Source organism: Zhongshania aliphaticivorans (genome assembly GCF_902705875.1).
In the GTDB taxonomy this organism is placed as follows: Bacteria; Pseudomonadota; Gammaproteobacteria; order Pseudomonadales; family Spongiibacteraceae; genus Spongiibacter; species Spongiibacter aliphaticivorans_A.
Window position 1 is genome coordinate 200296 of sequence record NZ_CACSIK010000002.1, and the last position, 20644, is coordinate 220939.

The window sequence follows — 20644 nt, forward strand, 5'->3', positions numbered from 1 at the left end:
TGCGCCGTTCGGATGAGGCGAAAGGATCTGCAATATATTATTGTCTGTCGATCATAGTTTGCGACCCTGTGACATGGGCAAGCTAAAAATAATAACGATCGAGAAGGATTTGGCCATGAAATTCGCCTATCACCATAGTATGTGTCCCACTGAGCAGTATTTACCACTGACGTTAGAAGCCGAGCGCTTAGGTTTTGACACTATTACCATGCCGGATAGCATTTGTTATCCCAAAGAAGGTAGCTCTAAATATCCGTATAACAGTGATGGTAGTCGCGAGTTTTTAGACGGCGTACCTTTTATTGAGCCGTTTCTATTAACCGCCCATTTGGCAGCATTAACCAGCCGGATTCGATTCACCACCTCTGTTCATAAATTGGCTGTTCATGAGCCGGCTTTAATTGCTAAGTCATTGTCTAGCTTAGCCATTCTTACTAATAACCGCTTTGGCTATGGTGTTGGTATTAGCCCCTGGGCTGAAGACTTTGAAGTGACTAATGTGGCATGGGGCAAGCGCGGCAAACGTATGGATGAAATGATTGAGATCATTAATGGACTGATGACCGGGGAATATTTCGGGTATTCAGGGGACATGTTTGAACTGCCTGAAATTAAGCTTTGTCCAGTGCCCGCTGTTAGGCCACCCATTTTGGTTGGCGGCCACTCCAAGCCTGCATTGCGTCGCGCCGCTCGATTGGGCGATGGCTGGATTGCGGCGGGTGGTGAATTGGATTCGATAAAGGGCATGGTGGATCAAATAAATGACTACCGCAAAGAATATGGCCGGGATCACTTGCCGTTTGAGTTTCATGCGATGACGGCAGAGGCGTATTCTGCCGACGGTATTAAACGTCTTGAAGATATTGGTATTGATGAGGTGCTAGTGGCATTTCGCGATGTGTATGCGTCTGAAGTAGATGATAAGAGCGTTGAAGAAAAAATCGGCATGATGAGCTGGTATGCCAATGAGGTGATAGCGAAGTCGCGATAAACCGCTAGTTTGTAGTGAGTACCTGTAAAGGATTTTGCTTCCGGTTATTGACGTTGGGGTGGCCTATAAGAAACCACGTCATGCCCGACCCCGATCGGGCATCCAGATGAGGGCCGCGAATGTATTTACATATAACAAAGTGCGGAGTGGCTTAGATTCTGAGGTTTGTGGATCCCCAATCAAGTTGGGGATGACAGTGGGGGGGGTGACCTATAAGAAACCACGTCATGCCCGACCCCGATCGGGCATCCAGATGAGGCCGCGAATGTATTTACATATAACAAAGTGCGGAGTGGCTTAGATTCCGAGGGTTGTGGATCCCCAATCAAGTTGGGGATGACGGGGGAGTTGTGGGTGGCCTATAAGAAACTACATCATGCCCGACCCCGACCGGGTATTCAGATGAGCGAAGCGAATGTACTTACATGCAGTGAAGCCCGGAGCGGGTTAAATTCCGAGGTTTGTGGATCCCCAATCGAGTTGGGGATGACGGTGGGGGGAATTGTGGGTGACCTATAAGAAACCATGTCATGCCCGACCCCGATCGGGTATCCAGGTTAGCGAAGCGAATATACTTACATGCAGTGAAGCCCGGAGCGGGTTAAATTCCGAGGTTTGTGGATCCCCAATCGAGTTGGGGATGACGGTGGGGGGAGTTGTGGGTGACCTGTAAGAAACTACGTCATACCCGACTCCGATCGGGTATCCATGTGAGCGTAGCGAATGCGTTTGATTTAAGGCTTGGGAAGTGGTCTTAGCATTTCAATGAGTTTATAGAGGTATTCGGCCTTTTGTTCACGTTCGTCAAAGGGACACATGACTAGGTTTTTGGCCATGCCGTTGACGAGGTCGAAGGCGATGCTTGTAATGTCTTCTGCACTTACTTCTTTGGTGACATGGCCTTTGTTTTGTAGGCCGGCGATCATGCCTGTCATAAGATCTCGGAATTGTTGATTTTTTTCTCGCTCAGCTTGCAGGCTGGTGTCATGGGTTAACGCAAAAGTGTGTAGGTTAAGTCGGACGCGCCATTCTAAATCCGATTCGGCATCTAGCGGTAAACCCGCTTTAATGACGGGAAAAAATGATTCGATATTGGGACTGTCATCGGCAATCGCTTCTTGCATTCTCAGGTCGATGCGTTGGTCTGCCCAGCGGAAGGCGGCGATAACGATTTCTTCTTTGCTGTGGAAGTAATGTGACAGTACGCCAATGGAACAGCCAAGTTCTTTGGCTAATGCACGGGTAGTGAGTGCTTCCAAACCTTTGTTAGCAATTAGGCTTGCGGCTGCAGCGGCAACGTCTTCTCGGCGGCTGTCGTGGTCAACTTTCCTCAACTTTTAATCCTTAGCATTGTAATTTGATACGACGCGATGAGTATTCAAGTTGGGTAATATACCGAATATTACCGATGTTTCATATCGAACGATTGATATGTATGTTTCTCCGGTCTATGATGAGTTCACAATAATGAATCCATCGCACCCCACTTGGAGGGCCGATTATGACTACCGCCGTTACCCCTAGCTATAAACTCGCTAAGAATAATGAAAACCTGAATCATATTCCTGGTTCATTTGGGCTGCCGATTATTGGTCAAACGTTCCAGTTGGTAAATGACCTTTACGGCACTATTGATAATCAATATAAAAAATTTGGTAGCGTGAGTCGTTTTGGTTTGGCGGGTTTTCGTGGCGCGTTATTGATAGGTCCAGATTTATATAAAGAGGTCTATCTCGATAAGGATAAGAACTTTTCTGCAGAAATGGGTTATATGGGTTCATTGGGCCGTTTTTATAAAGGTGCTTTATTACTGCGAGACCATGAAGAGCATAAATTTCAGCGCCGTATGATGCAGACAGCATTTAAAAATGAAGCAATGAAAGGGTATATCGGCACAATGGGGCCAATGATTGCCGAGAGTATTGTGGATTGGGGTGACAAGGGTCAATTACTGTTTTTTCCTGCGATTAAGCAAATATTATTAGATGTTGCGGCGAGAATATTTGTTGGTTTAGATGAGAGTGATGAGCGTGCGGCAAAACTAAATAAGGCATTTTTGGATATTTCAGATGGCTTGATGGGTATTGTTACCAAAGAATTACCCGGCACCAAATTTCGCAAAGGCAAAATAGGTGAGCGTTATCTGAAAGAATTTTTCGGTAGCTTGATTGCAGAGCGTCGAGCTGGTGACGGTACCGACACGTTCAGTTATTTCACACGAGAAAAGACCGAAGATGGCGATTATTTTTCGGATGAAGACATCATTGGCCACATGAGTTTTTTATTATTTGCTGCGCACGATACTACGACCAGTGCACTCAGCCATATGCTTTATCATTTGGGACAAGATCAAGCGCTTCAGCAGCGCTTACGCGATGAGGTAATGGCCATTGATAAGCCTTATTTGGAGTATGAAGATTTAGAGAAAATGCCACTGATGGAAGTGGCGGTAAAAGAGGCACTACGACTACACCCCTCCGTTATGATGATGCAGCGCCGGACTATAAAAGAATGCGAATTGGGTGGGTATAAACTTCCAGCGAATACTATTTTATTTTTGGCACCTCAGCATAATCACCGTATGGAAGAGTACTGGGATGAGCCAATGAAATTTGATATTGATCGTTGGTTAGCGCCCCGTAATGAACATAAGCGCCATTCATTTAGCTTTGTTGGCTTTGGTGGTGGTGCCCATAAATGCATCGGAATGCACTTTGCGTTAATGCAAGTTAAAAACTTTATGCATCAATTCTTACGGCAATATGAATTTCATTTGGCTGATAACTTTAGTAATAAAATGCAGACAGTGCCTTTACCAAAACCAGTCGATGATCTGCCAATTGTCGTAAGACGCATTTCTTCTTAGGCAAGGTGATGTTGAGTTTTTCCTAGCGTTGTAACCGATTGTCACTTGTAGCGAAGTAAGGCGTGTTTTCTAAGTTCAGCAGCTTGTGGATCCCCAATCAAGTTGGGGATGACAGTGGGGGAGTTGTGGGTGACCTATAAGAAACTACGTCATACCCGACCCCGATCGGGTATCCATGTGAGCGCAGCGAATGCATTTGCATGTGGAGAAGTTTGGAACGAATTAGGTTCTGAGGTTTGTGGATCCCCAATCAAGTTGGGGATGACAGTGGGGGGAGTTGTGGGTGACCTATAAGAAACCACGTCATACCCGACCCCGATCGGGTATCCATGTGAGCGTAGCGATTGTATTTACATGCGGCAAAGTCCGCAGTGCATTAGCCTCAGTAGTTCGCGCGGCATAAACTTTTTTGAATGCTCAAAATAATAATGAGGATTAAGCATGAAACTTGGGCTCCATCTTGGATACTGGCAAAAGCAGCCGACGGATCGGTTTTTAGAGTTGGCCCAAGCGGCGGAAAAAATGGGCTTTGACTCGGTTTTTACCGCTGAGGCGTATGGTTCAGATTGCTTTACACCACTTGCAGCTATAGCGGCTACGACCAGTAAGATTCGTTTATGCACTGGGGTTATGCAGTTGTCGGCGCGTACACCGGCTTGTGCAGCGATGACGGCGATGACGTTGGATCATTTGTCCAATGGTCGTTTGTGCTTGGGCGTGGGTGTGTCTGGCCCGCAGGTGGTTGAGGGTTGGTATGGTCAGCAGTTTAAGCGACCGCTGGAGCGAACCCGTGAATGGCTGGATATTTTTCAGCAGGTGGTGGCTAGGGAGGCGCCAGTGGAGTTTCACGGTAGCCAATATAACTTGCCTTACCAGGGACCGAATAACTTGGGTTTAGGTAAACCACTGAAAAGTATTACTCATCCTTTACGGAAAAAAATTCCGGTATTTTTGGGGGCCGAAGGCCCAAAGAATATTGCACTGGCAGCAGAAAAATTCGACGGCTGGATGCCTATTTTTGTGTCGCCGTATCGTTTAAATATCTTCGATGAAAGCTTGGCAAACAAACCCGATAATTTCGAAATTAATGCAATGGTGAATTGCATTGTTAATGACAATCTCGAAGACGCCATGTATCCAGGGAAAATGACGATGGCGCTGTACTTGGGAGGTATGGGGGCGCGGAAAGATAATTTCCATAAAAATTTAATGGGTCGAATGGGCTTTGGTGATGAGGCCGAAAAAGTGCAGGACTTGTGGTATGACGGTAAGCATGATGAGGCGATAAAGGCCGTGCCCGATGCCTTGGTTGACGAGATATCGCTGCTTGGACCTAAGGAGCGTATTAGAGAGCGCTTACAAGATTGGAAAAAATCGGATGTGACTACCTTGATGATAGGGCACCGCGATCACTTTGAAACGTCCATCGATACGATGGAGTTTCTTGCCAACGAGTTGGTGTAAGAGGCATGCACTTACACTAAAGCACGGCATAAGATTAGCCTGCAAAATTAAGCTATTACCGCGTCTAACTTGAACGGTGTGTTTTCGCCATCGGCTAAAAGCGTTTGTAAAACCGGCATGACTTCTTGCATTTGTTCATGGAGCTGCCAGGGCGGATTAATAACAAACATGGCGCTGCCATACATGCCGTGACTACCTTGTTCGGCTTGCACGTGTAATTGTGCATGCAGGTAGTTATTGGGCGATAGCGCTTTTAAGCGACGACCTAAATCTTTTGATTCGTCACGAGGAATAAGCGGGTACCACAGCGCATAGACTCCGTTAGGGAAGCGTCGCTGGCTGTCCTTAAGTGAGGCAATGACATTGCGATAGTCGTTTTTATCTTCGTAGGGCGGATCGATTAAAATGAGACCGCGTTTGCTTGGCGGTGGTAACACGCTTTTTAGGCCAGCAAAACCATCACTTTCTTTTATCTGCGCTTGGTGTTTAAAACGCTTGCTTAAGTTTTGGTGGTCGTTGGGATGAAGCTCAAATAAATGTGCTTTATCTTGTTTGCGGAGCATGGCAATGGCAATAGCAGGTGAGCCTGGATAGCCAGCAGCTTCGTTGGTACTGCAGCTTTCTACAATATCTAGGTATCGCGCTAATGGTGGAGCGAATTGGCCGTCCGCGTTGCGCAGTTTGGTGATTCCGCTATCAAACTCGCGGTTTTGCGCGCTGAATGTGCTGGCAAAGTGGTAGAAACCTGCGCCAGCGTGGGTGTCGATATAAGACAGGGCAGTGGGTTTTTGCATCAAATAGTCGAGGATAAGCACCTCGACCACATGTTTTAGCACGTCGGCATGATTGCCGGCGTGAAAACCATGGCGATAACTAAGCATTACCGAATATTCCGCTGTGGGCGCTGAAGGGGATTCAGCGCTGGTGGTAGTCTACGCAAAGAGCAACTTCAGTTGCGGCACCCAAAATAACAGGCACGCGCTGATGAATATGTGCTGGTTGAATATCGAGAATTTTACCTTCAGGTGTCCAGACTTCGCCGCCGGCTTGTTCAACCAAGAAACCCATGGGGTTTGCTTCATACATCAGGCGAAGTTTGCCGGCTTGCTCTGGTTTGCGTGAATCCCAAGGGTAAGTAAATAAGCCACCTCGGCAGAGAATGCGGTGAACATCCGCCACCATCGCCGCAACCCAACGCATATTGAAGTTTTTACCGCGCGGGCCGTCTTTGCCGGCGATTAGGTCAGCAATATAAGACTGCATGGGGGCTGCCCAGTGACGCTGGTTAGAGGCGTTAATAGAGAATTCATTGGTTTCACTGGGAATCGCAACGTCAGCTTCGGTGAGTAAATAATTACCGGAATCCTGATCTAAGGTAAACATGGCCACCCCACTGCCAGTACTGATTACCAGCATGACCGAAGGGCCATATAGCACATAGCCTGCCGCCGCTTGCTGGCGACCGGGTTGTAGAAAATCTTGCTCGGTAACCGCAGTTTCTCCGGTGTGGGGCAATACCGAAAAGATAGTCCCAACCATGCTGTTAATGTCGATATTGGATGAGCCGTCTAACGGATCAAAGGTCACCAAGAAGTTGCCGTTGGTGTGGCAGGGAACGACATCAGGTTCTTCTTCTGAGGCTAGCCCACGTACATTGGGAAGTGCGGCGAGAGCTTCTTTGATCATGTCGTTGGCAATGACGTCTAGCTTTTTTTGGTCTTCACCTTGCACATTTTCAGCGCCGGCAGCACCTAGAATACCTGCCAGTGCGCCTTTGGCTAATGATTTACTAATATCGGCACTGACTTCGGCGAGGCCGAGAATAACTGATTGCAGGTCGGGCGCCACAGAGGCGTTGGCTAAATACTGGGGCAGGGCGATTCTGCTCATGTAAAAATTCCGTTTGGCAGGGTAACAGCGAACTATTATGCCATTGGGGTGCGCGATAAGACAGGTAGAGAGCGATGAAATTGGTCAGACCGTTTTACAAAGTGTGATTCACTGCCGTATTGTTTAGGGGTAGTTTCAAAAATGACAAGGAGGTCATCATGAAATTTCGTCTACTCGTATTGCTATATTGTCTTAGTATTTTCCCCATTGCCCACGCTGCCAGCTGGCAAGCGTGTCGTGCAAAAAAGATTGAAACCGTTCGCTTAGAGCAGGCTTTGGGTAATGGTAAAAAGCTTAAGGGTTATAAAAGTGGGGCGACAATGAAAAAAGCGCGTCGCTCGAAAGAAGAATGGATATGGAAAAATTGCCGTTATTACGCCAGCCGCTTGCGGGATATTGAGCGGGATATGATGTGATATTCCTATTCAGTATCATTAAGCTTAGTGCAGCGTTTGGCTGGGTGATTACTGTCTTACGGATGGATGAGATAAGGGCTTGTATCGCTATCTTATCAGCTCCAGCCAATTGAATTTTTAGTTAAGCGCAAGCGCGTGCCTATGTTTGTCATCGTTTTGGCGCTATATTCTGAACATATTAATGAACTGATAGGGGAGTGTCTGGAATGAAGTTTTTTACACTATTATTTGGCTTGGTATTTACAAGTTCCGTGCTGAATGCCGCTGTGGTAGAGCAGAAAATAAACTTACCTAATGAGCTGGGAACGGCTGTGTTGTATCACGATAGCGCAGTGAGTAAAGCGGCCCCTGCGGTGGTGGTTGTGCATGAGTGGTGGGGTTTGAATGATTATGCACGCAAACGCGCTAAGCAGTTGGCAGGCTTGGGCTATAGTGCAATTGCTGTTGATATGTATGGTACGGGTAAATCAACCACACATCCAAAAGACGCAATGTCATTTATGAATGCCGCCTTGGCTGAGCCTGAAAAAATGAATGCACGGTTTGATGCAGCACTGGCTATTTTGCGTAAGCAGCCATCGGTAGACAGTAATAAATTGTTTGCAATTGGTTACTGCTTTGGTGGCGCGGTGGTATTGAATCAAGCTCGTCGTGGTCTTGATTTGGCGGGGGTGGCGAGCTTTCACGGATCGCTAGGCACTGAAACAAAAGTCGAACCGGGCACCATTAAAGCTAAAGTACTGGTGGCTACCGGCGGTGCCGATGCCATGGTGCCGGCCAAGCAAGTTGCGGGCTTTGTTGAAGAAATGACGGTTGCTGGAGTGGATTTGGAACTGCTGAGTTTTCCAGGTGTGATGCACAGCTTCACAAACCCTGGATCAACAGCGCTTGGTAAAAAATATGACATGCCACTAGCTTATGATGCTCATGCAGATAAAGTCAGTTGGGCGGCGTTAATGAGTATGTTGGCGCAGTAAATGGCGCAGTAATTACCTTTGCCTTGCCCTGAGGCTTTATAAATAAAGTAGCAGCGGGGCAAGGCGATAAATTTATCACCTTACTCCCTGTGTTGCTGGCATGACTGAGGTGAACAATGGCAAAGTGCTACCAAGTGGGTAAAAGTGAAATACATGGTAAAGGCTTATTTGCCCGACAAGACATAGCCCAAGGCGCGCTGTTGGGAATATGTGCGACACGAGCGGTTAATGAGGCCGGCTTACATACCTTGACGATGTCTGATGGCAGCTTGGTCGATGTCACTTGCAGCCTGAAATACATCAATCATCATAAATCTCTCAATGTGATTTACTACGACGATTTTAGCGTGGTTGCGCTCCGTAATATTAGTGCCGGTGAAGAATTGCTTCACGATTATGGTGACGAGTGGCCTTAATATTCGGGCTCACATCATGACAAAAAATATTGCCCACCAATAAATGTAAAGACAATCAGTGCGAGTACTATCGCGGTATTACTGATGGCTCCGTAGCGCAATGCTGGCTTAATCACGCGATTATTCAAGTACAGCAATGTGAGTGCTAAAAACGGCATAAATAGCGCACCGGTTACCGAATATAAAATTATGAGCCAAACGGGTTTGCCCATGTATAACAGGGCGATGGGGGGGATGGCGATATACAACAGGGCTAATCTATATGGTGTGCTAGTTGTATTGATTGGCGCGTGCTGATGGCGCCATTGAGCGGTGAGGTCGGTGAAGATATATGGCACACCCTGCCAAACCCCAAGCATAGAGCTGAATACCGCTGCCCACACGCCGATTAAAAATAAGGTTTTAAAAATGGGTTGAAGCAGTACGCCGAGTTGGTCGGCCATGGCCAATAGAATATGAGTGCCCGACGTTGACTCAGGTGCTGACTGGGCGGCAAGTATCATAATTCCCATGCCGAAGAGGGCGGTAATGGTGTAAGCGATAAGGAGATCTATGCGAGCGAGTTTGAGGGAGTCGCTATCATGCCAGCCTTTTTCGCGCATCCAATAGCCATAGCAAAGTAGCGTGACACTGCCACCAACCCCGCCAATGAGGGCCATAACCAAATTGATGTGCTGGCTAATATCGCCAATATTGTTTGAGCTTGCTGTGATAAGCGACCAGTCACTGGCCAAGAGGGCTGCCATGACCGTGGCAAACATTAGGAGTATCAACACTTTCATGGCCTGTTCGAGCAGTGAATACCGTCCGAATAATACCAATGCAATGGCGAGTACCGAGTGGATGGATGCCCAGCTATTAACGGAAAGCTGAGGTAGCAGGGCATTTGCCGCTAAGCCACAGGCTGCCATCAGTGCTGCGCCCACTAAAAAGGCCCAGATAAATAAGTAAATTAAAAAATAATAGTTTATCCATCGAGGCAGATGAGTAAGCCAGCCTGCCAATAAGGTCGTGCCGCTGCTTAGCTGCCAGCGGGCTAAGCCTTCATTAAGGGCGAGCTTGATGATGGCGCCAAAGGCGATGGCCCATAATAATTGGCTGCCAAGGGTTGCTCCCGATACTGCCGCCGCAACTAAGTCACCTGCACCTAAACCGGTAGCCGCTACCACAAAGCCGGGGCCAATGAGGGTGAGTGCGCGTAGCTGTTTCATAACGGGTGTCCTGTTACGATAGTGGTTTGTTATTACTGTGGACTCAATGTAAAGGAATAGTGGTCGTAGCACGAGTCAGAATGTGGAATACCGTCAGCAATCCAGAGGAAGACCGCTCACGGTTTACAGTATGTCATTGGATAAATCGCTATTTAAAGTAGGTGTACGCCAGCGTATGAGTAAAAATGATGAATCACTACATCACCTTAAAACTGGCGCGTTTTCACGGCGCTTGGCGCTATCAAAATTAGGCGCGAGATACGGTGCGCGTGCTGTGCGGCAATCCATCTTGCAGCGCTTTGGTGGCGATGAAGAAGCCGCATTGGCGAAACGAAAAGAGAATATTGATTTTTTTGTTGAGGAGCTGGGCCGCTTAAAAGGCAGCGTGGTGAAAATCGGCCAGATGATGGCGACCTATGGTGATTACTTAATGCCTCCGGAGGTGGCAGAGGCCTTACACAAGCTTGAAGATAATACGCCGCCCATGTCATGGCGAGCCATAAGGCCCGTGTTGGTGAAAGAATTAGGTGAGTCGGCGTTATTGGCCTTAGAGATAGATGAACAACCCTTGGCGGCGGCATCACTGGGGCAGGTGCATCGCGCGGTGTTGCGAGAAACTGGCGAAGCGCTGTGTATAAAGATTCAGTATCCGGGGGTGGATGACACCATTGACGCTGATTTTAGCGCGGTGATGCAGCTTTTAAAGGTATCTCGACTTATGCCGAGTACCCGGAATTTAGATGATTGGTTTGGTGATATCCGCTTGTTGCTTCATAAAGAAGTGGATTACGAACAAGAGCGCCGCGACCTTGATTTTGTTTACCAAGCATTAGCGGATGATTCTCGATTTGTCGTGCCAAAAAGCTACCCGCAATTTTGCACACGTCGTGTTCTTTGTATGAGTTACGAGGAGGCGGTATCGGTTAACGCGGCAGAAGTTGCGGATTTATCGCAAGCTCGACGTAATCGTTTGGGCAGAGCGGTCTTGGATTTATTTCTCACGGAATTGTTTACATGGCGACGTATGCAAACTGATCCCAATTTTGGTAATTTTCGAGTGCGCATTGATAGCAACGGCACAGATGACAAATTAGTACTTTTAGATTTTGGTGCAATGCGCTTATTGCCCAATGCCTTTGCCAGCGAGTTTTGCGATATGTTGTTGGCCGCGTGTGGACGGGATAAAGCCCAGTTTTTACAGCGTGCAATTAGCCTAGGGTTTATGAAGCCCCATTTCCCTCAGGCAGTTCTTGATAATTTTGTTGATATTGGTGTTGATATCGCAGAGCCTTTGCGAAAAATTGATGACACTGTGCCTGCCCGAGCACTTACTGAAGATGGGCAGTATTGCTGGCGTCATAGCGGTTTACCACAGCGAATAGTCAAGCGCGCAGTGGCGGCATCGATCAGCAAATATTTTGCCCTGCCTCCTAAAGATTTTCTGTATGTGATGAGAAAGTTAATGGGGGTTTATGCTTTGATTGCGCTATTAGATGCACAATTTACTGCAGATGATGTGTTAGAAACCTATTCACCCAAAGAGTAGGTATAAAAAGAGAAGGCATAAAAAAGGCCGCAAAGCGGCCGAATAAATTGAAACTGGATGAGGGTCATTCCTAAGCTTTGAGCCTTATAGACCAATAAAGTTCATACCAGCATTAAAGTAATATGGACAGTACTACATCATTGATTGCGCAATACCTTCTATATCTAAGATCAGCTCTACCGTTTGCGAGGCGGGGCCGAGATTTTTAGTAATACCAAAATCTTTAAGGGCGATTTCGGTTGTGCCGTGGAATCCTTGGCGCACACCACCCCATGGGTCTTTGCCGCCGCCAATTTCTGACACCGCAATAGTGACCGGCTGAGTTACACCGTGCAGTGTGAGCGTACCTTTTAGTTCAGCTTTACCGTCCGTTAGTGGGGTAAAGCTGATGCTTTTAAAGGTGGCGATAGGGAATTTCTCGACCTCTAGGAAATCTTTACCTCGCAAATGCTTGTCACGCTCGGCGTGATTGCTGTCGACGCTGGAGGTTTTGATGGTGACATCAACCGTCGATGCTTCGGGTTTGGCTGGGTCGTAATTAAAACGTCCTTCAAAATCATTGAAGCGGCCATATAGCCAGCTATAACCAAGATGTTTGATTTTAAATTGAATGAAGGCATGAGCCCCTGCAGTGTCAATTTTATATTCTGCAGCGTGCAAGGCTCCGCTGAAGCCAAGAAGTGCGGTAAAGCCAAGTGCGATGAGTTTTTTCATAGTCCATTTTCCTTTTCAGTAGAGTGTACAGGAGTGATGTTTTTGGCGTCTCGCCCCAGCATTTTGAGCAAGGTCGAGTCGCGGTTAATAAAATGATGTTTCAATGCTGCGAGCGCATGAACACCGGCGAGTAAAATAAGTGCCCATGCGAGAATCTCGTGAATCTCACCGGCAATATCCTCTTGTTCGGCAATGCCATATAAGGTTGCCGGTACGCTAAACCAATCAAATACCTGAATGGGTCGACCGTCGGCGGTCGATATTAAATAACCAGCGACCATCAACGCTAACATTAAACCGTATAGCGCAAAATGGGCGAGGTGGCTAGTTATGCGCTCCCAGCGTTTGAGGGCGGGATCGTCAAGAGGACGAATATTAATATTGCGCCAGATAATACGGCCGATTAATAGGGTAAATAAAATGATGCCAATACTTTTATGGATGGCGGGCGCATCTTGATACCAAGGGTCATAGTAGGATAGTTCGCGCATCCAAATGCCTAGCGCGAACATGGCAATTACCACCAGCGCCATAAGCCAATGTAAGCCCATGCTTATCCAGCCATAGCGGCTGCGAGTATTTTTTATTGGCATGGTGCGTCCCCTGATTGCACGATGTTTGCGTATAGACTGAGTATATAAACAATAAATTCATATAAAAGTGCAAAATTTAGCGGATATTAATCAGTTTAATTAATGTAAAGCGGTGGTGGGTCGTATTGGTCGTGATGACTAGGGTGATATTTTTTAAATTACCCCTCGATTGCGGCTTGCTATTGCGCTTGCTCTCGATCTGAAGTATTGTTGATAGATACTTTACCTTTCAAGTACTAGGGGCTTTATTTGTGACCTTGCATAGTTCATTAAATTTATTGACAGATATTGTTAGTTTAAGCGCTGCATTTGTGAAACGAGCTGATCGAAAGCTAAGTGCTCACGGTATTAGTTTTGCCGAGTTTATGGTGATGCATCACCTGAATATGGCAACAGACCATACCATGAGCCGTACCGAACTAGCTGACGCGGTGAGTTTGTCGGCATCGGGTATCACCAAAAAGCTGAACCCCATGCAGAAATTACACTTGGTTGAAAAAGAGGTTAATCAGCGAGATGCGCGGTATAGCTTGGTCAAACTGAGCGCAACGGGGGTGGAGATATACCATGATGCGCTAGTCACCTGTATTCACTGTGCAGATGAACTGACCGAAAATGTGACGGACAAACAGCTAAGTACCTTGCTGGAAATTTGTGCAAAATTAAAATAGCACGGTTTAATTGATCAAGTATTTACCGGCCAGCAATCAGGTTTGCTAAGCGGTCTACCTCAGAAATATCAGCCGTGGCTGGCACCAATTGAATTTCGTCACAGCCCAAGGCCTCTATCGCATCTAGGCCGTCTTTAATGGCCGAGGGATCATGCATTGTCATGGTGTTGGCAATATCTCGGGCGTCTTTTTCGCCAAAGGTTTTTAGATAATCAAACACGTAGTTGCCCAGTGCTGTTTTAGAGTTATTGCTGAGTGAGTACCAAAATCCGGCCATGCGGTAAGGTTTGTGTTCTCGTCCAGATACTTGCCATGCGCTGTCTGCAGAGTCGAAGAAATGCTTGATCAGGTCAGCATTGCCATCCATCGCAAAGCTGTATAAACCGTCTGCCCATTTCGAGACTCGGTTGATACTTTTGGGGCCCATAGCACCAACAAGAATAGCTGGGCCCCCGGCTTGAATTGGTGTGGGGCCAATTTCTTCTAGGCCGTCCAAGCGTTCGCCGCGCCATATTTTCTTCATGGTTGCGATTTGATCATCCATTCGCTGGAAGCGATTTTTAAAACTGGCATCCAAGGCTTGATAGTCTTTTTCTCGGCCACCGACACCGACGGTGAGCATAACGCGTCCTTCAGAGAGGATGTCTAGCGTCGCTATTTCTTTGGCAGCTTGTACAGCGCTATGCATAGGGAGAACGTATAGAGCAGGAATGATTTTTACACGCTCAGTCTTAGCGGCGGCAAACGCCAAGATATTGCGCATTTCATAGCTGTAACCAGTAATACGTTCACCACAAGATAAGCTGTAAAACGGCCCTTGGTCTATGATGTGACACCAGTCCTTAAAGTCTTGGCGGCTGATGCCAGATTGCATATAGGGAAGGCAAATACCAATTTTCATCATTCATTCCAGTAAGATTATTATTTTAGGATTCAGGAGGTCTGACTACCTTGTGTTATTCGTATAGCAACAGCTCCCAGTCTTATTGATGTGACGAGACGGTTTGCTCAATACCGTGAGTACTGAATGATTGTTCGTCATGGTGTTGCTGTGCGATTATCGGTGACAAGCTTAAATAAAGAGATACTCGGAATGGATGAGTTTTTAGTGTACGCGAAAATACTCGATGGTCAGGGTGGTGCTCGAGATATTAGCGAGGCGGAATTGTCCACTTGGCAGCCAGAGCAGGGTTTGCTGTGGCTACATTTCGATTACAGCAAGCCGGAAACCTTGTCTTGGCTGGAGGACCATAGTGGTTTGGACGACATCGCTATTTCTGCTTTAGTGGCAGAAGACACCCGTCCGCGAGCAACGTCTCACTGTGGCGGCCTGTTAATGGCCTTGCGGGGTGTAAATATGAACCCAGAAGCCGATCCCGAAGATATGGTTTCTATACGCTTATTTGTTCATGAGCACCGGATTATCAGTTCGCGAAAGCGTCAGTTGTTATCAGTTGATGACATTGTTCGTAGTTTTAAAGAGGGAGAGGGGCCAGAAACGAGTTCTGAATTTGTGGCGATGCTATGCGATCGTCTGGTTCGACGTATGGCGGGGCCCATTGATAATGCGGAAGATAAAGTTGATGAGCTAGAAGAAAACTTACTTAGCAGTGCGCGTGCAAAACTGCGCAGTGAGCTGGGACAGGTGCGTCGTCAATCCATTGCTCTGCGGCGTTATTTGGCACCGCAGCGGGATGCGTTGAGTTGGGTGCAGAGTGAGCGTTTGCCTTGGTTTGGTGATGATCAGCGGCGTCACGTTAGGGAGGTGAGTGATCGCTTAGCGCAGTATATAGAAACCTTAGACAGTATTCGTGAGCGCGCTGCGGTCAGCCAAGAAGAGTTGGTCAATCAGATTTCGGAAGAGTCGAACAATCGAATGTACGTGCTGTCGATTGTGTCGGCGATTTTTTTACCGCTGGGGTTTGCGACCGGACTGCTGGGTATAAATGTGGGAGGTATTCCTGGCGCTGACAATGGCGATGCCTTTGCGATTTTTATTGGAATACTCGTCGCAATATCCGGTGCCCTATTGGTGTTCTTCCGCTATAAAAAATGGCTGTAAAGGTATTGAATGGATGCGGTCTGATCGCGGTGGTGCAGTGGCTTGATTCGAGAAATACCCAAGCAACGGATGGCAGTTAACTGCCATCCGTTGCTTGAATCACAGTTTAAGGGTGTGACTCTATAACTGCTTGGGCAATGCTTTTTATCGGCTCAACCTGATTCATGCTGTAAAAATGAATACCGGGAGCGCCGCCTTCCATTAGGATGTGACTAAGCTCGGTGACAAACTCTTTACCAAACTCAATAATACTTTGTTGGTCGTCGCCATAACCTTCTAGTTTTTGCGCCAACCAGCGCGGAATGTCAGCACCACAGTTACGAGAGAATCGCGCCAAGTTTGTAAAATTAGTAATGGGCATTATGCCGGGATAAATCGGCTTGCTAATGCCGGCTTTCTCACAGGCATCCATAAAGTAAAAATACGAGTCAGCACTAAAGAAATACTGGGTAATCGCGCTGTCGGCACCGGCGTCGAGCTTGTCTTTTAAAAAGCCAATGTCGGCGTCATAGGTTTTCGCATCAGGATGAATTTCTGGGTAGGCGGCTACCTCTAGCTGAAAATGGTCGCCGGTGTGTTTGCGAATAAATTCTACGAGCCCTCTGGCGTAAATTAAGCGCGTTGCTCCCATACCTGACGGAATGTCGCCCCGCAGTGCGACGATGCGGTCAATGCCTGCGTCTTTATAGCTATTAAGAAGGGCTAAAATATCAGCCTCTTCATCGCCACCGAAGGACAAATGTGGCGCCACCGACAAGCCGGCTTTTTTGGTTTCCAGCACAATGTCACGGGTGTTGTCGCGGGTAGATCCGCCAGCACCGTATGTCACTGAGAAAAACTCGGGATTTAGTGATGCCAATTGGCTGCGAGTGTCTTTTAATTTTTCGCGACCCGCTTCGGTTTTGGGTGGGAAAAATTCAAAGCTGTAACGATTTGCCATGATAATGTTCCGTGGTGTTGAGCGTGTGGGCCAGTGTCGGAAGTCTAAAGTAAGCCATCTAGGGCTACTCCTCAGCCATCCGACACCAGTCGTCCAACTAATTAATACTTATAGCTCTCAGGTTTGAACGGGCCTTCTACGCTGACGCCAATGTAGTCTGCCTGAGCTTGGCTGAGCTGGGTAACAACGCCGCCAAATCCGGCAACCATGTCGGCTGCGACTTCTTCATCTAGCTTTTTAGGCAGCACTTTTACGGTGATAGCATCGGTTTTTAAGCTGGCATCAATGTCGGCAAAGCGACGCTCGTACAAATACATTTGCGCAAGTACTTGGTTGGCGAATGAGCCATCCATGATACGGCTTGGGTGACCCGTTGCATTGCCAAGGTTAACCAAACGGCCTTCAGATAACAGAATCAGGTGATCGTTTTCTGCTTTGTTGCGATAGACAAGGTGAACCTGTGGTTTAACTTCTTCCCACTGCCAGTTTTTGCGCATGAAGGCGGTATCAATTTCATTGTCAAAGTGGCCGATATTACAAACTACACAGCCGTTTTTCAGACCTTTTAGCATATTTGAGTCGCAGACATTGACGTTGCCGGTGGTGGTAACCAACAGGTCGGTGTTGCCCAATACAGCGGTGTTGATGCAGGCTTCTGTGCCGTCGTTAAGACCATTGTTGTAAGGTGACACAACTTCAAAGCCATCCATGCAGGCTTGCATTGCACAGATAGGATCAATTTCACTGATCTTAACAATCATGCCTTCTTGGCGAAGTGATTGGGCAGAGCCTTTGCCTACGTCACCATAGCCAATAACCAATGCTTTTTTGCCTGATAACAGGTGATCTGTGCCGCGTTTGATAGCGTCGTTTAAGCTGTGACGGCAACCGTATTTGTTGTCGTTTTTAGACTTGGTGACAGAATCATTTACGTTAATAGCGGGTACTTTCAGTTCGCCTTTTTTCAGCATCTCTTGCAGACGGTGAACACCTGTTGTGGTCTCTTCAGTAATGCCGTGAATGCCGTCCATAATTTGCGGGTATTTTTGGTGTAGCAGGCCAGTTAAATCGCCGCCATCGTCTAACACCATATTGGCATCCCAAGGTTGGCCATCTTTAAGGATGGTTTGCTCTAGGCACCATTCGTATTCTTCTTCGGTTTCACCTTTCCACGCAAAGACGGGAATACCTGCTGCAGCAATAGCGGCGGCAGCGTGATCTTGGGTAGAGAAAATATTGCAAGATGACCAGCGTACTTCGGCGCCGAGCTCAATCAAGGTTTCAATTAACACGCCGGTTTGAATCGTCATGTGGATACAACCAAGAATTTTTGCATCGGCTAAGGGCTTGCTTGCACCGTACTTGCTACGCAAAGCCATCAGCGCTGGCATTTCGCCTTCGGCAATGCTGAGTTCTTTACGACCCCAAGCGGCTAGGCTGATGTCAGCTACTTTGTAATCGTTGAATCCTGAATCTGCTTGTGTTGCTGTCATAATATTGTCCTTTGTCTTTGTTAATTTGCCGCGAAATTACAGTGCGCTGTTCAGTGCATCTGCGCGGTCGGTTTTTTCCCAGCTAAAAGCAGTGCTGGTTTCTGATTTAGTTTCGCCGTTGTCCTTCCATGTATAAGTGTGCTCGTAAGGGTCGCGACCAAAATGACCGTAGGCGGCAGTGGGTTGATACATGGGGTGAGCTAGGTCAAGCATGGTGGTGATGCCGTAAGGTCGCAGGTCGAAGACTTCACGTACAGCGGCAATTAGTTTGGCGTCGCTGACTTTGCCGGTGCCAAACGTATTGATAGAGATCGACGTGGGCTCGGCAACGCCAATGGCGTAGGAAACTTGAATTTCACAGCGATCCGCTAGGCCGGCGGCGACAATATTTTTGGCCACATAACGACCTGCATAAGCAGCGCTGCGGTCAACCTTAGATGGATCTTTGCCAGAGAATGCGCCACCACCGTGACGGGCCATGCCGCCATAGGTGTCGACGATGATTTTACGTCCCGTCAAACCACAGTCACCGACAGGGCCGCCAATTACAAAGTTGCCAGTGGGGTTAATGTGGAATTTTGTGCCGGCGTGAAGCAGTTCAGCGGGCAGAACGTGTTTGATAATTTCTTCACGTACCGCTTCTTGCAAATCAGCCTGGGAAATTTCTGGATTGTGCTGGGTTGAAAGTACAATCGCGTCGACAGCCACAGGTACACCATTTTCATAGCGTAAAGTGACTTGGCTTTTTGCGTCAGGGCGCAGCCAAGGCAAGCTGCCGTTTTTGCGCAGCTGTGCTTGCCGCTCCACTAAGCGGTGAGAATAAAACAGCGGGGCGGGCATTAACGATTCAGTTTCGTTGGTGGCGTAACCAAACATTAAGCCTTGGTCGCCGGCGCCTTGGTCTTCTGGTTTTGCGCGATCGACACCTTGGTTGATATCGATAGACTGTTTGCCAATGGCGTTGAGAACCGCGCAGCTCGCGCCATCAAAACCGACGTCTGAGCTGTTGTAGCCGATGCCGGTAATAACGTCGCGAATAATGTCTTCTAAGTCGACATAGCAAGAGGTGCTAACTTCGCCAGCAACAATGGCCATGCCGGTTTTAACCAGTGTTTCAACGGCAACACGCGCGTATTTGTCGCGAGCGATAATGGCGTCTAGTACCGCATCAGAAATCTGATCGGCCATTTTGTCTGGATGTCCTTCCGATACGGACTCTGATGTAAATATACTGTAGTCAGACATGTTGCTAGGTCCTCTGTGGTTAGTCACTCCAGTTACCGACAATAAGTTATGAGTGTCGGGCCTGGTGTGTTGGTATCGTTGTATGAAAATGATCCGGTTTTACAAATTGCCGAACCTGTACTCGAAATCCATTTAATTGCGCCAAATACGCAGCGGGCCCATCCTGCAGGCCACTGGCCTGTGCCCACTCGCTTAAATCGTCAGGCTCAAAGCCCAGCCATAAATCGCCACAGGCATCTCGCGCCCAGCTCTGATCGTGGCGACATAAATCGGTAACACAAAATAGGCCGCCGGGTTTTAGCAGCCGAGCCGCATCTTTAAAGATGTCAGCGGGGGACGGCACGTGGTGTAACACCATATTGCAAACCACGCAGTCTGCCGCGTCTTGCTGAAGACTGGGGTCGCGGCTGTCGCCAAGCATCAGCGAGACATTTTTCAAGGCCTGCTGGTTGATGTACTCGTCGGCACGCTTCAGCATGGCGTCGGCGTTGTCTAGACCAATCACCTTGTCATAATGCGGTGACAGTTCGGCTAAAAAGGCGCCTTCACCGGGGCCAATTTCTATTGCTAACTTGCCGCCGTTGGCTTGGCTGCTGCGCAGTAGTTCTAGGCAGCTCTGGCCGTAAACGCTGTAGGCCACCATTTGTTCTTGTTGCTCTCCAAACTCACCAGCATGTTCGGCAAAAAAGAGTCGCGAGCGATCTGCGCGCTCAATATATACCTGCTCAAGCCGCGCCTGTTGTTCCGGTGCCAAACTGATTAAGTCCGCGCTGCTAAGTAGCGCGTTGTGAAGTGCGCTCAGAGCGGGAAGGCTGGGGGTGTAAGTGCGGCGATAAAAAAGGCTATTGCCCTCGCGGCGTTTAGTAATGAGACCCGCAACAGTCAGGGTTTTAAGGTGGTGGCTCATACCGGATTGTCGGCAATCCAAGATATGGCATAACTCCTGGACGGAGTAGGCGTCCCGGCTTAGCACCCGTAAAACCTGCAGACGCAAGCTATCGCCGCCCGCTTTGCATAGTTGCAAAAGCTCGGTATCAAGGGTGGTGCTTGTGCTCGGGGTATGGGCGGCAGCTTTCATGCTGCGCAGTGTAGCAGGGCTCGCAATCTATATCAAAATATATTGATATAGTTTTTGAGGCTGTAAATTTC

The 20644-nt window shown here is 47.8% G+C and carries 20 protein-coding genes; 9 read left to right on the forward strand and 11 right to left on the reverse strand.

The features are described from left to right. Window positions 1–115: 115 nt before the first annotated feature. Window positions 116–991, forward strand: a complete 876-nt coding sequence (locus AELLOGFF_RS14400; RefSeq protein ID WP_159269597.1) for a TIGR03619 family F420-dependent LLM class oxidoreductase — start codon at window positions 116–118, stop codon at window positions 989–991. Between the two features lie 734 nt (window positions 992–1725). Here AELLOGFF_RS14400 and AELLOGFF_RS14405 read toward each other — a convergent pair. Further along, entirely contained in the window at window positions 1726–2325 is a 600-nt protein-coding gene (locus AELLOGFF_RS14405; protein WP_159269598.1) for a TetR/AcrR family transcriptional regulator, read from the reverse strand. Between the two features lie 167 nt (window positions 2326–2492). On the opposite strand from AELLOGFF_RS14405, the gene AELLOGFF_RS14410 reads away from it, so the two are divergent. Together AELLOGFF_RS14410 and AELLOGFF_RS14415 are read left to right on the forward strand one after the other, a co-directional pair. Beyond that, a complete protein-coding gene (locus AELLOGFF_RS14410; protein ID WP_159269599.1) occupies window positions 2493–3857 on the forward strand; it encodes a cytochrome P450 in 1365 nt (454 codons plus the stop codon). Window positions 3858–4298: 441 nt separating this feature from the next. Further along, window positions 4299–5321, forward strand: a complete 1023-nt coding sequence (locus tag AELLOGFF_RS14415) for an LLM class F420-dependent oxidoreductase (RefSeq protein WP_159269600.1) — start codon at window positions 4299–4301, stop codon at window positions 5319–5321. A gap of 47 nt (window positions 5322–5368) precedes the next feature. Here AELLOGFF_RS14415 and AELLOGFF_RS14420 read toward each other — a convergent pair whose 3' ends face one another. Both AELLOGFF_RS14420 and AELLOGFF_RS14425 read right to left on the reverse strand, forming a co-directional pair. After that, entirely contained in the window at window positions 5369–6202 is an 834-nt protein-coding gene (locus AELLOGFF_RS14420) for a 23S rRNA (adenine(2030)-N(6))-methyltransferase RlmJ (RefSeq protein ID WP_159269601.1), read from the reverse strand. A 34-nt stretch (window positions 6203–6236) separates the two neighbouring features. After that, a complete protein-coding gene (locus tag AELLOGFF_RS14425; protein WP_159269602.1) occupies window positions 6237–7211 on the reverse strand; it encodes a class 1 fructose-bisphosphatase in 975 nt (324 codons plus the stop codon). Between the two features lie 158 nt (window positions 7212–7369). Here AELLOGFF_RS14425 and AELLOGFF_RS14430 point away from each other — a divergent pair, with 158 nt between their 5' ends. From AELLOGFF_RS14430 to AELLOGFF_RS14440, 3 genes are all read left to right on the forward strand, one after another. Further along, window positions 7370–7627 carry a hypothetical protein gene (locus tag AELLOGFF_RS14430; protein WP_159269603.1) on the forward strand — a complete coding sequence of 86 codons (258 nt, stop codon included), beginning with the start codon at window positions 7370–7372 and terminating at the stop codon, window positions 7625–7627. A gap of 206 nt (window positions 7628–7833) precedes the next feature. Continuing rightward, window positions 7834–8604 (forward strand): dienelactone hydrolase family protein, encoded by a 771-nt coding sequence (locus AELLOGFF_RS14435; RefSeq protein WP_159269604.1) that lies wholly within the window; start codon window positions 7834–7836, stop codon window positions 8602–8604. Window positions 8605–8720: 116 nt separating this feature from the next. Beyond that, entirely contained in the window at window positions 8721–9020 is a 300-nt protein-coding gene (locus AELLOGFF_RS14440; protein ID WP_159269605.1) for an SET domain-containing protein-lysine N-methyltransferase, read from the forward strand. Window positions 9021–9034: 14 nt separating this feature from the next. On the opposite strand, the gene AELLOGFF_RS14445 is transcribed toward AELLOGFF_RS14440, so the two are convergent. Next, entirely contained in the window at window positions 9035–10231 is a 1197-nt protein-coding gene (locus AELLOGFF_RS14445; protein WP_159269606.1) for an Nramp family divalent metal transporter, read from the reverse strand. Between the two features lie 130 nt (window positions 10232–10361). Between AELLOGFF_RS14445 and AELLOGFF_RS14450 the strand changes: the two genes are divergently transcribed. After that, window positions 10362–11777, forward strand: coding sequence for an ABC1 kinase family protein (locus AELLOGFF_RS14450; protein WP_159269607.1), 1416 nt, complete (start codon window positions 10362–10364; stop codon window positions 11775–11777). 132 nt (window positions 11778–11909) lie between these two features. Here the strand turns inward: AELLOGFF_RS14450 and AELLOGFF_RS14455 are convergent, their stop codons facing one another. Together AELLOGFF_RS14455 and AELLOGFF_RS14460 are read right to left on the reverse strand one after the other, a co-directional pair. After that, the gene (locus AELLOGFF_RS14455; protein WP_159269608.1) at window positions 11910–12491 is read right to left on the reverse strand and encodes a YceI family protein; all 582 of its coding nucleotides are present in this window, start codon (window positions 12489–12491) and stop codon (window positions 11910–11912) included. After that, entirely contained in the window at window positions 12488–13084 is a 597-nt protein-coding gene (locus AELLOGFF_RS14460) for a cytochrome b (RefSeq protein WP_159269609.1), read from the reverse strand. The genes AELLOGFF_RS14455 and AELLOGFF_RS14460 overlap by 4 nt, the downstream gene beginning before the upstream one ends. A gap of 251 nt (window positions 13085–13335) precedes the next feature. Here AELLOGFF_RS14460 and AELLOGFF_RS14465 point away from each other — a divergent pair, with 251 nt between their 5' ends. Further along, a complete protein-coding gene (locus tag AELLOGFF_RS14465) occupies window positions 13336–13755 on the forward strand; it encodes a MarR family winged helix-turn-helix transcriptional regulator (protein WP_159269610.1) in 420 nt (139 codons plus the stop codon). A gap of 22 nt (window positions 13756–13777) precedes the next feature. On the opposite strand, the gene AELLOGFF_RS14470 is transcribed toward AELLOGFF_RS14465, so the two are convergent. Next, complete coding sequence (locus AELLOGFF_RS14470) at window positions 13778–14656, reverse strand: LLM class flavin-dependent oxidoreductase (protein WP_159269767.1); 879 nt, start codon at window positions 14654–14656, stop codon at window positions 13778–13780. Between the two features lie 126 nt (window positions 14657–14782). Here AELLOGFF_RS14470 and zntB point away from each other — a divergent pair, with 126 nt between their 5' ends. Next, window positions 14783–15817 (forward strand): zinc transporter ZntB, encoded by a 1035-nt coding sequence (gene zntB, locus AELLOGFF_RS14475; protein ID WP_235035692.1) that lies wholly within the window; start codon window positions 14783–14785, stop codon window positions 15815–15817. Between the two features lie 106 nt (window positions 15818–15923). Here the strand turns inward: zntB and metF are convergent, their stop codons facing one another. The 4 genes from metF to AELLOGFF_RS14495 form a co-directional block, all read right to left on the reverse strand. After that, window positions 15924–16757 (reverse strand): methylenetetrahydrofolate reductase [NAD(P)H], encoded by an 834-nt coding sequence (gene metF, locus AELLOGFF_RS14480; protein WP_159269611.1) that lies wholly within the window; start codon window positions 16755–16757, stop codon window positions 15924–15926. 101 nt (window positions 16758–16858) lie between these two features. Beyond that, on the reverse strand, window positions 16859–18250 hold the full coding sequence (gene ahcY / locus AELLOGFF_RS14485; RefSeq protein ID WP_159269612.1) for an adenosylhomocysteinase: 1392 nt from the start codon (window positions 18248–18250) through the stop codon (window positions 16859–16861). Between the two features lie 36 nt (window positions 18251–18286). Beyond that, on the reverse strand, window positions 18287–19495 hold the full coding sequence (gene metK / locus AELLOGFF_RS14490) for a methionine adenosyltransferase (protein WP_159269613.1): 1209 nt from the start codon (window positions 19493–19495) through the stop codon (window positions 18287–18289). Between the two features lie 46 nt (window positions 19496–19541). Continuing rightward, window positions 19542–20573, reverse strand: coding sequence for an ArsR/SmtB family transcription factor (locus AELLOGFF_RS14495; RefSeq protein WP_159269614.1), 1032 nt, complete (start codon window positions 20571–20573; stop codon window positions 19542–19544). Window positions 20574–20644 lie beyond the last annotated feature (71 nt).

Excerpts from the sequence above, each read along its gene's own strand:
- zntB (WP_235035692.1), top strand. The coding sequence starts at position 14,783 with ATGATTGTTCGTCATGGTGTTGCTGTGCGATTATCGGTGACAAGCTTA.
- AELLOGFF_RS14435 (WP_159269604.1), top strand. The coding sequence starts at position 7,834 with ATGAAGTTTTTTACACTATTATTTGGCTTGGTATTTACAAGTTCCGTG.
- AELLOGFF_RS14455 (WP_159269608.1), bottom strand. The coding sequence starts at position 12,491 with ATGAAAAAACTCATCGCACTTGGCTTTACCGCACTTCTTGGCTTCAGC.
- ahcY (WP_159269612.1), bottom strand. The coding sequence starts at position 18,250 with ATGACAGCAACACAAGCAGATTCAGGATTCAACGATTACAAAGTAGCT.
- AELLOGFF_RS14420 (WP_159269601.1), bottom strand. The coding sequence starts at position 6,202 with ATGCTTAGTTATCGCCATGGTTTTCACGCCGGCAATCATGCCGACGTG.
- metF (WP_159269611.1), bottom strand. The coding sequence starts at position 16,757 with ATGGCAAATCGTTACAGCTTTGAATTTTTCCCACCCAAAACCGAAGCG.
- AELLOGFF_RS14415 (WP_159269600.1), top strand. The coding sequence starts at position 4,299 with ATGAAACTTGGGCTCCATCTTGGATACTGGCAAAAGCAGCCGACGGAT.
- metK (WP_159269613.1), bottom strand. The coding sequence starts at position 19,495 with ATGTCTGACTACAGTATATTTACATCAGAGTCCGTATCGGAAGGACAT.
- AELLOGFF_RS14460 (WP_159269609.1), bottom strand. The coding sequence starts at position 13,084 with ATGCCAATAAAAAATACTCGCAGCCGCTATGGCTGGATAAGCATGGGC.
- AELLOGFF_RS14450 (WP_159269607.1), top strand. The coding sequence starts at position 10,362 with ATGTCATTGGATAAATCGCTATTTAAAGTAGGTGTACGCCAGCGTATG.
- AELLOGFF_RS14410 (WP_159269599.1), top strand. The coding sequence starts at position 2,493 with ATGACTACCGCCGTTACCCCTAGCTATAAACTCGCTAAGAATAATGAA.
- AELLOGFF_RS14430 (WP_159269603.1), top strand. The coding sequence starts at position 7,370 with ATGAAATTTCGTCTACTCGTATTGCTATATTGTCTTAGTATTTTCCCC.
- AELLOGFF_RS14425 (WP_159269602.1), bottom strand. The coding sequence starts at position 7,211 with ATGAGCAGAATCGCCCTGCCCCAGTATTTAGCCAACGCCTCTGTGGCG.
- AELLOGFF_RS14400 (WP_159269597.1), top strand. The coding sequence starts at position 116 with ATGAAATTCGCCTATCACCATAGTATGTGTCCCACTGAGCAGTATTTA.
- AELLOGFF_RS14470 (WP_159269767.1), bottom strand. The coding sequence starts at position 14,656 with ATGAAAATTGGTATTTGCCTTCCCTATATGCAATCTGGCATCAGCCGC.
- AELLOGFF_RS14440 (WP_159269605.1), top strand. The coding sequence starts at position 8,721 with ATGGCAAAGTGCTACCAAGTGGGTAAAAGTGAAATACATGGTAAAGGC.
- AELLOGFF_RS14445 (WP_159269606.1), bottom strand. The coding sequence starts at position 10,231 with ATGAAACAGCTACGCGCACTCACCCTCATTGGCCCCGGCTTTGTGGTA.
- AELLOGFF_RS14495 (WP_159269614.1), bottom strand. The coding sequence starts at position 20,573 with ATGAAAGCTGCCGCCCATACCCCGAGCACAAGCACCACCCTTGATACC.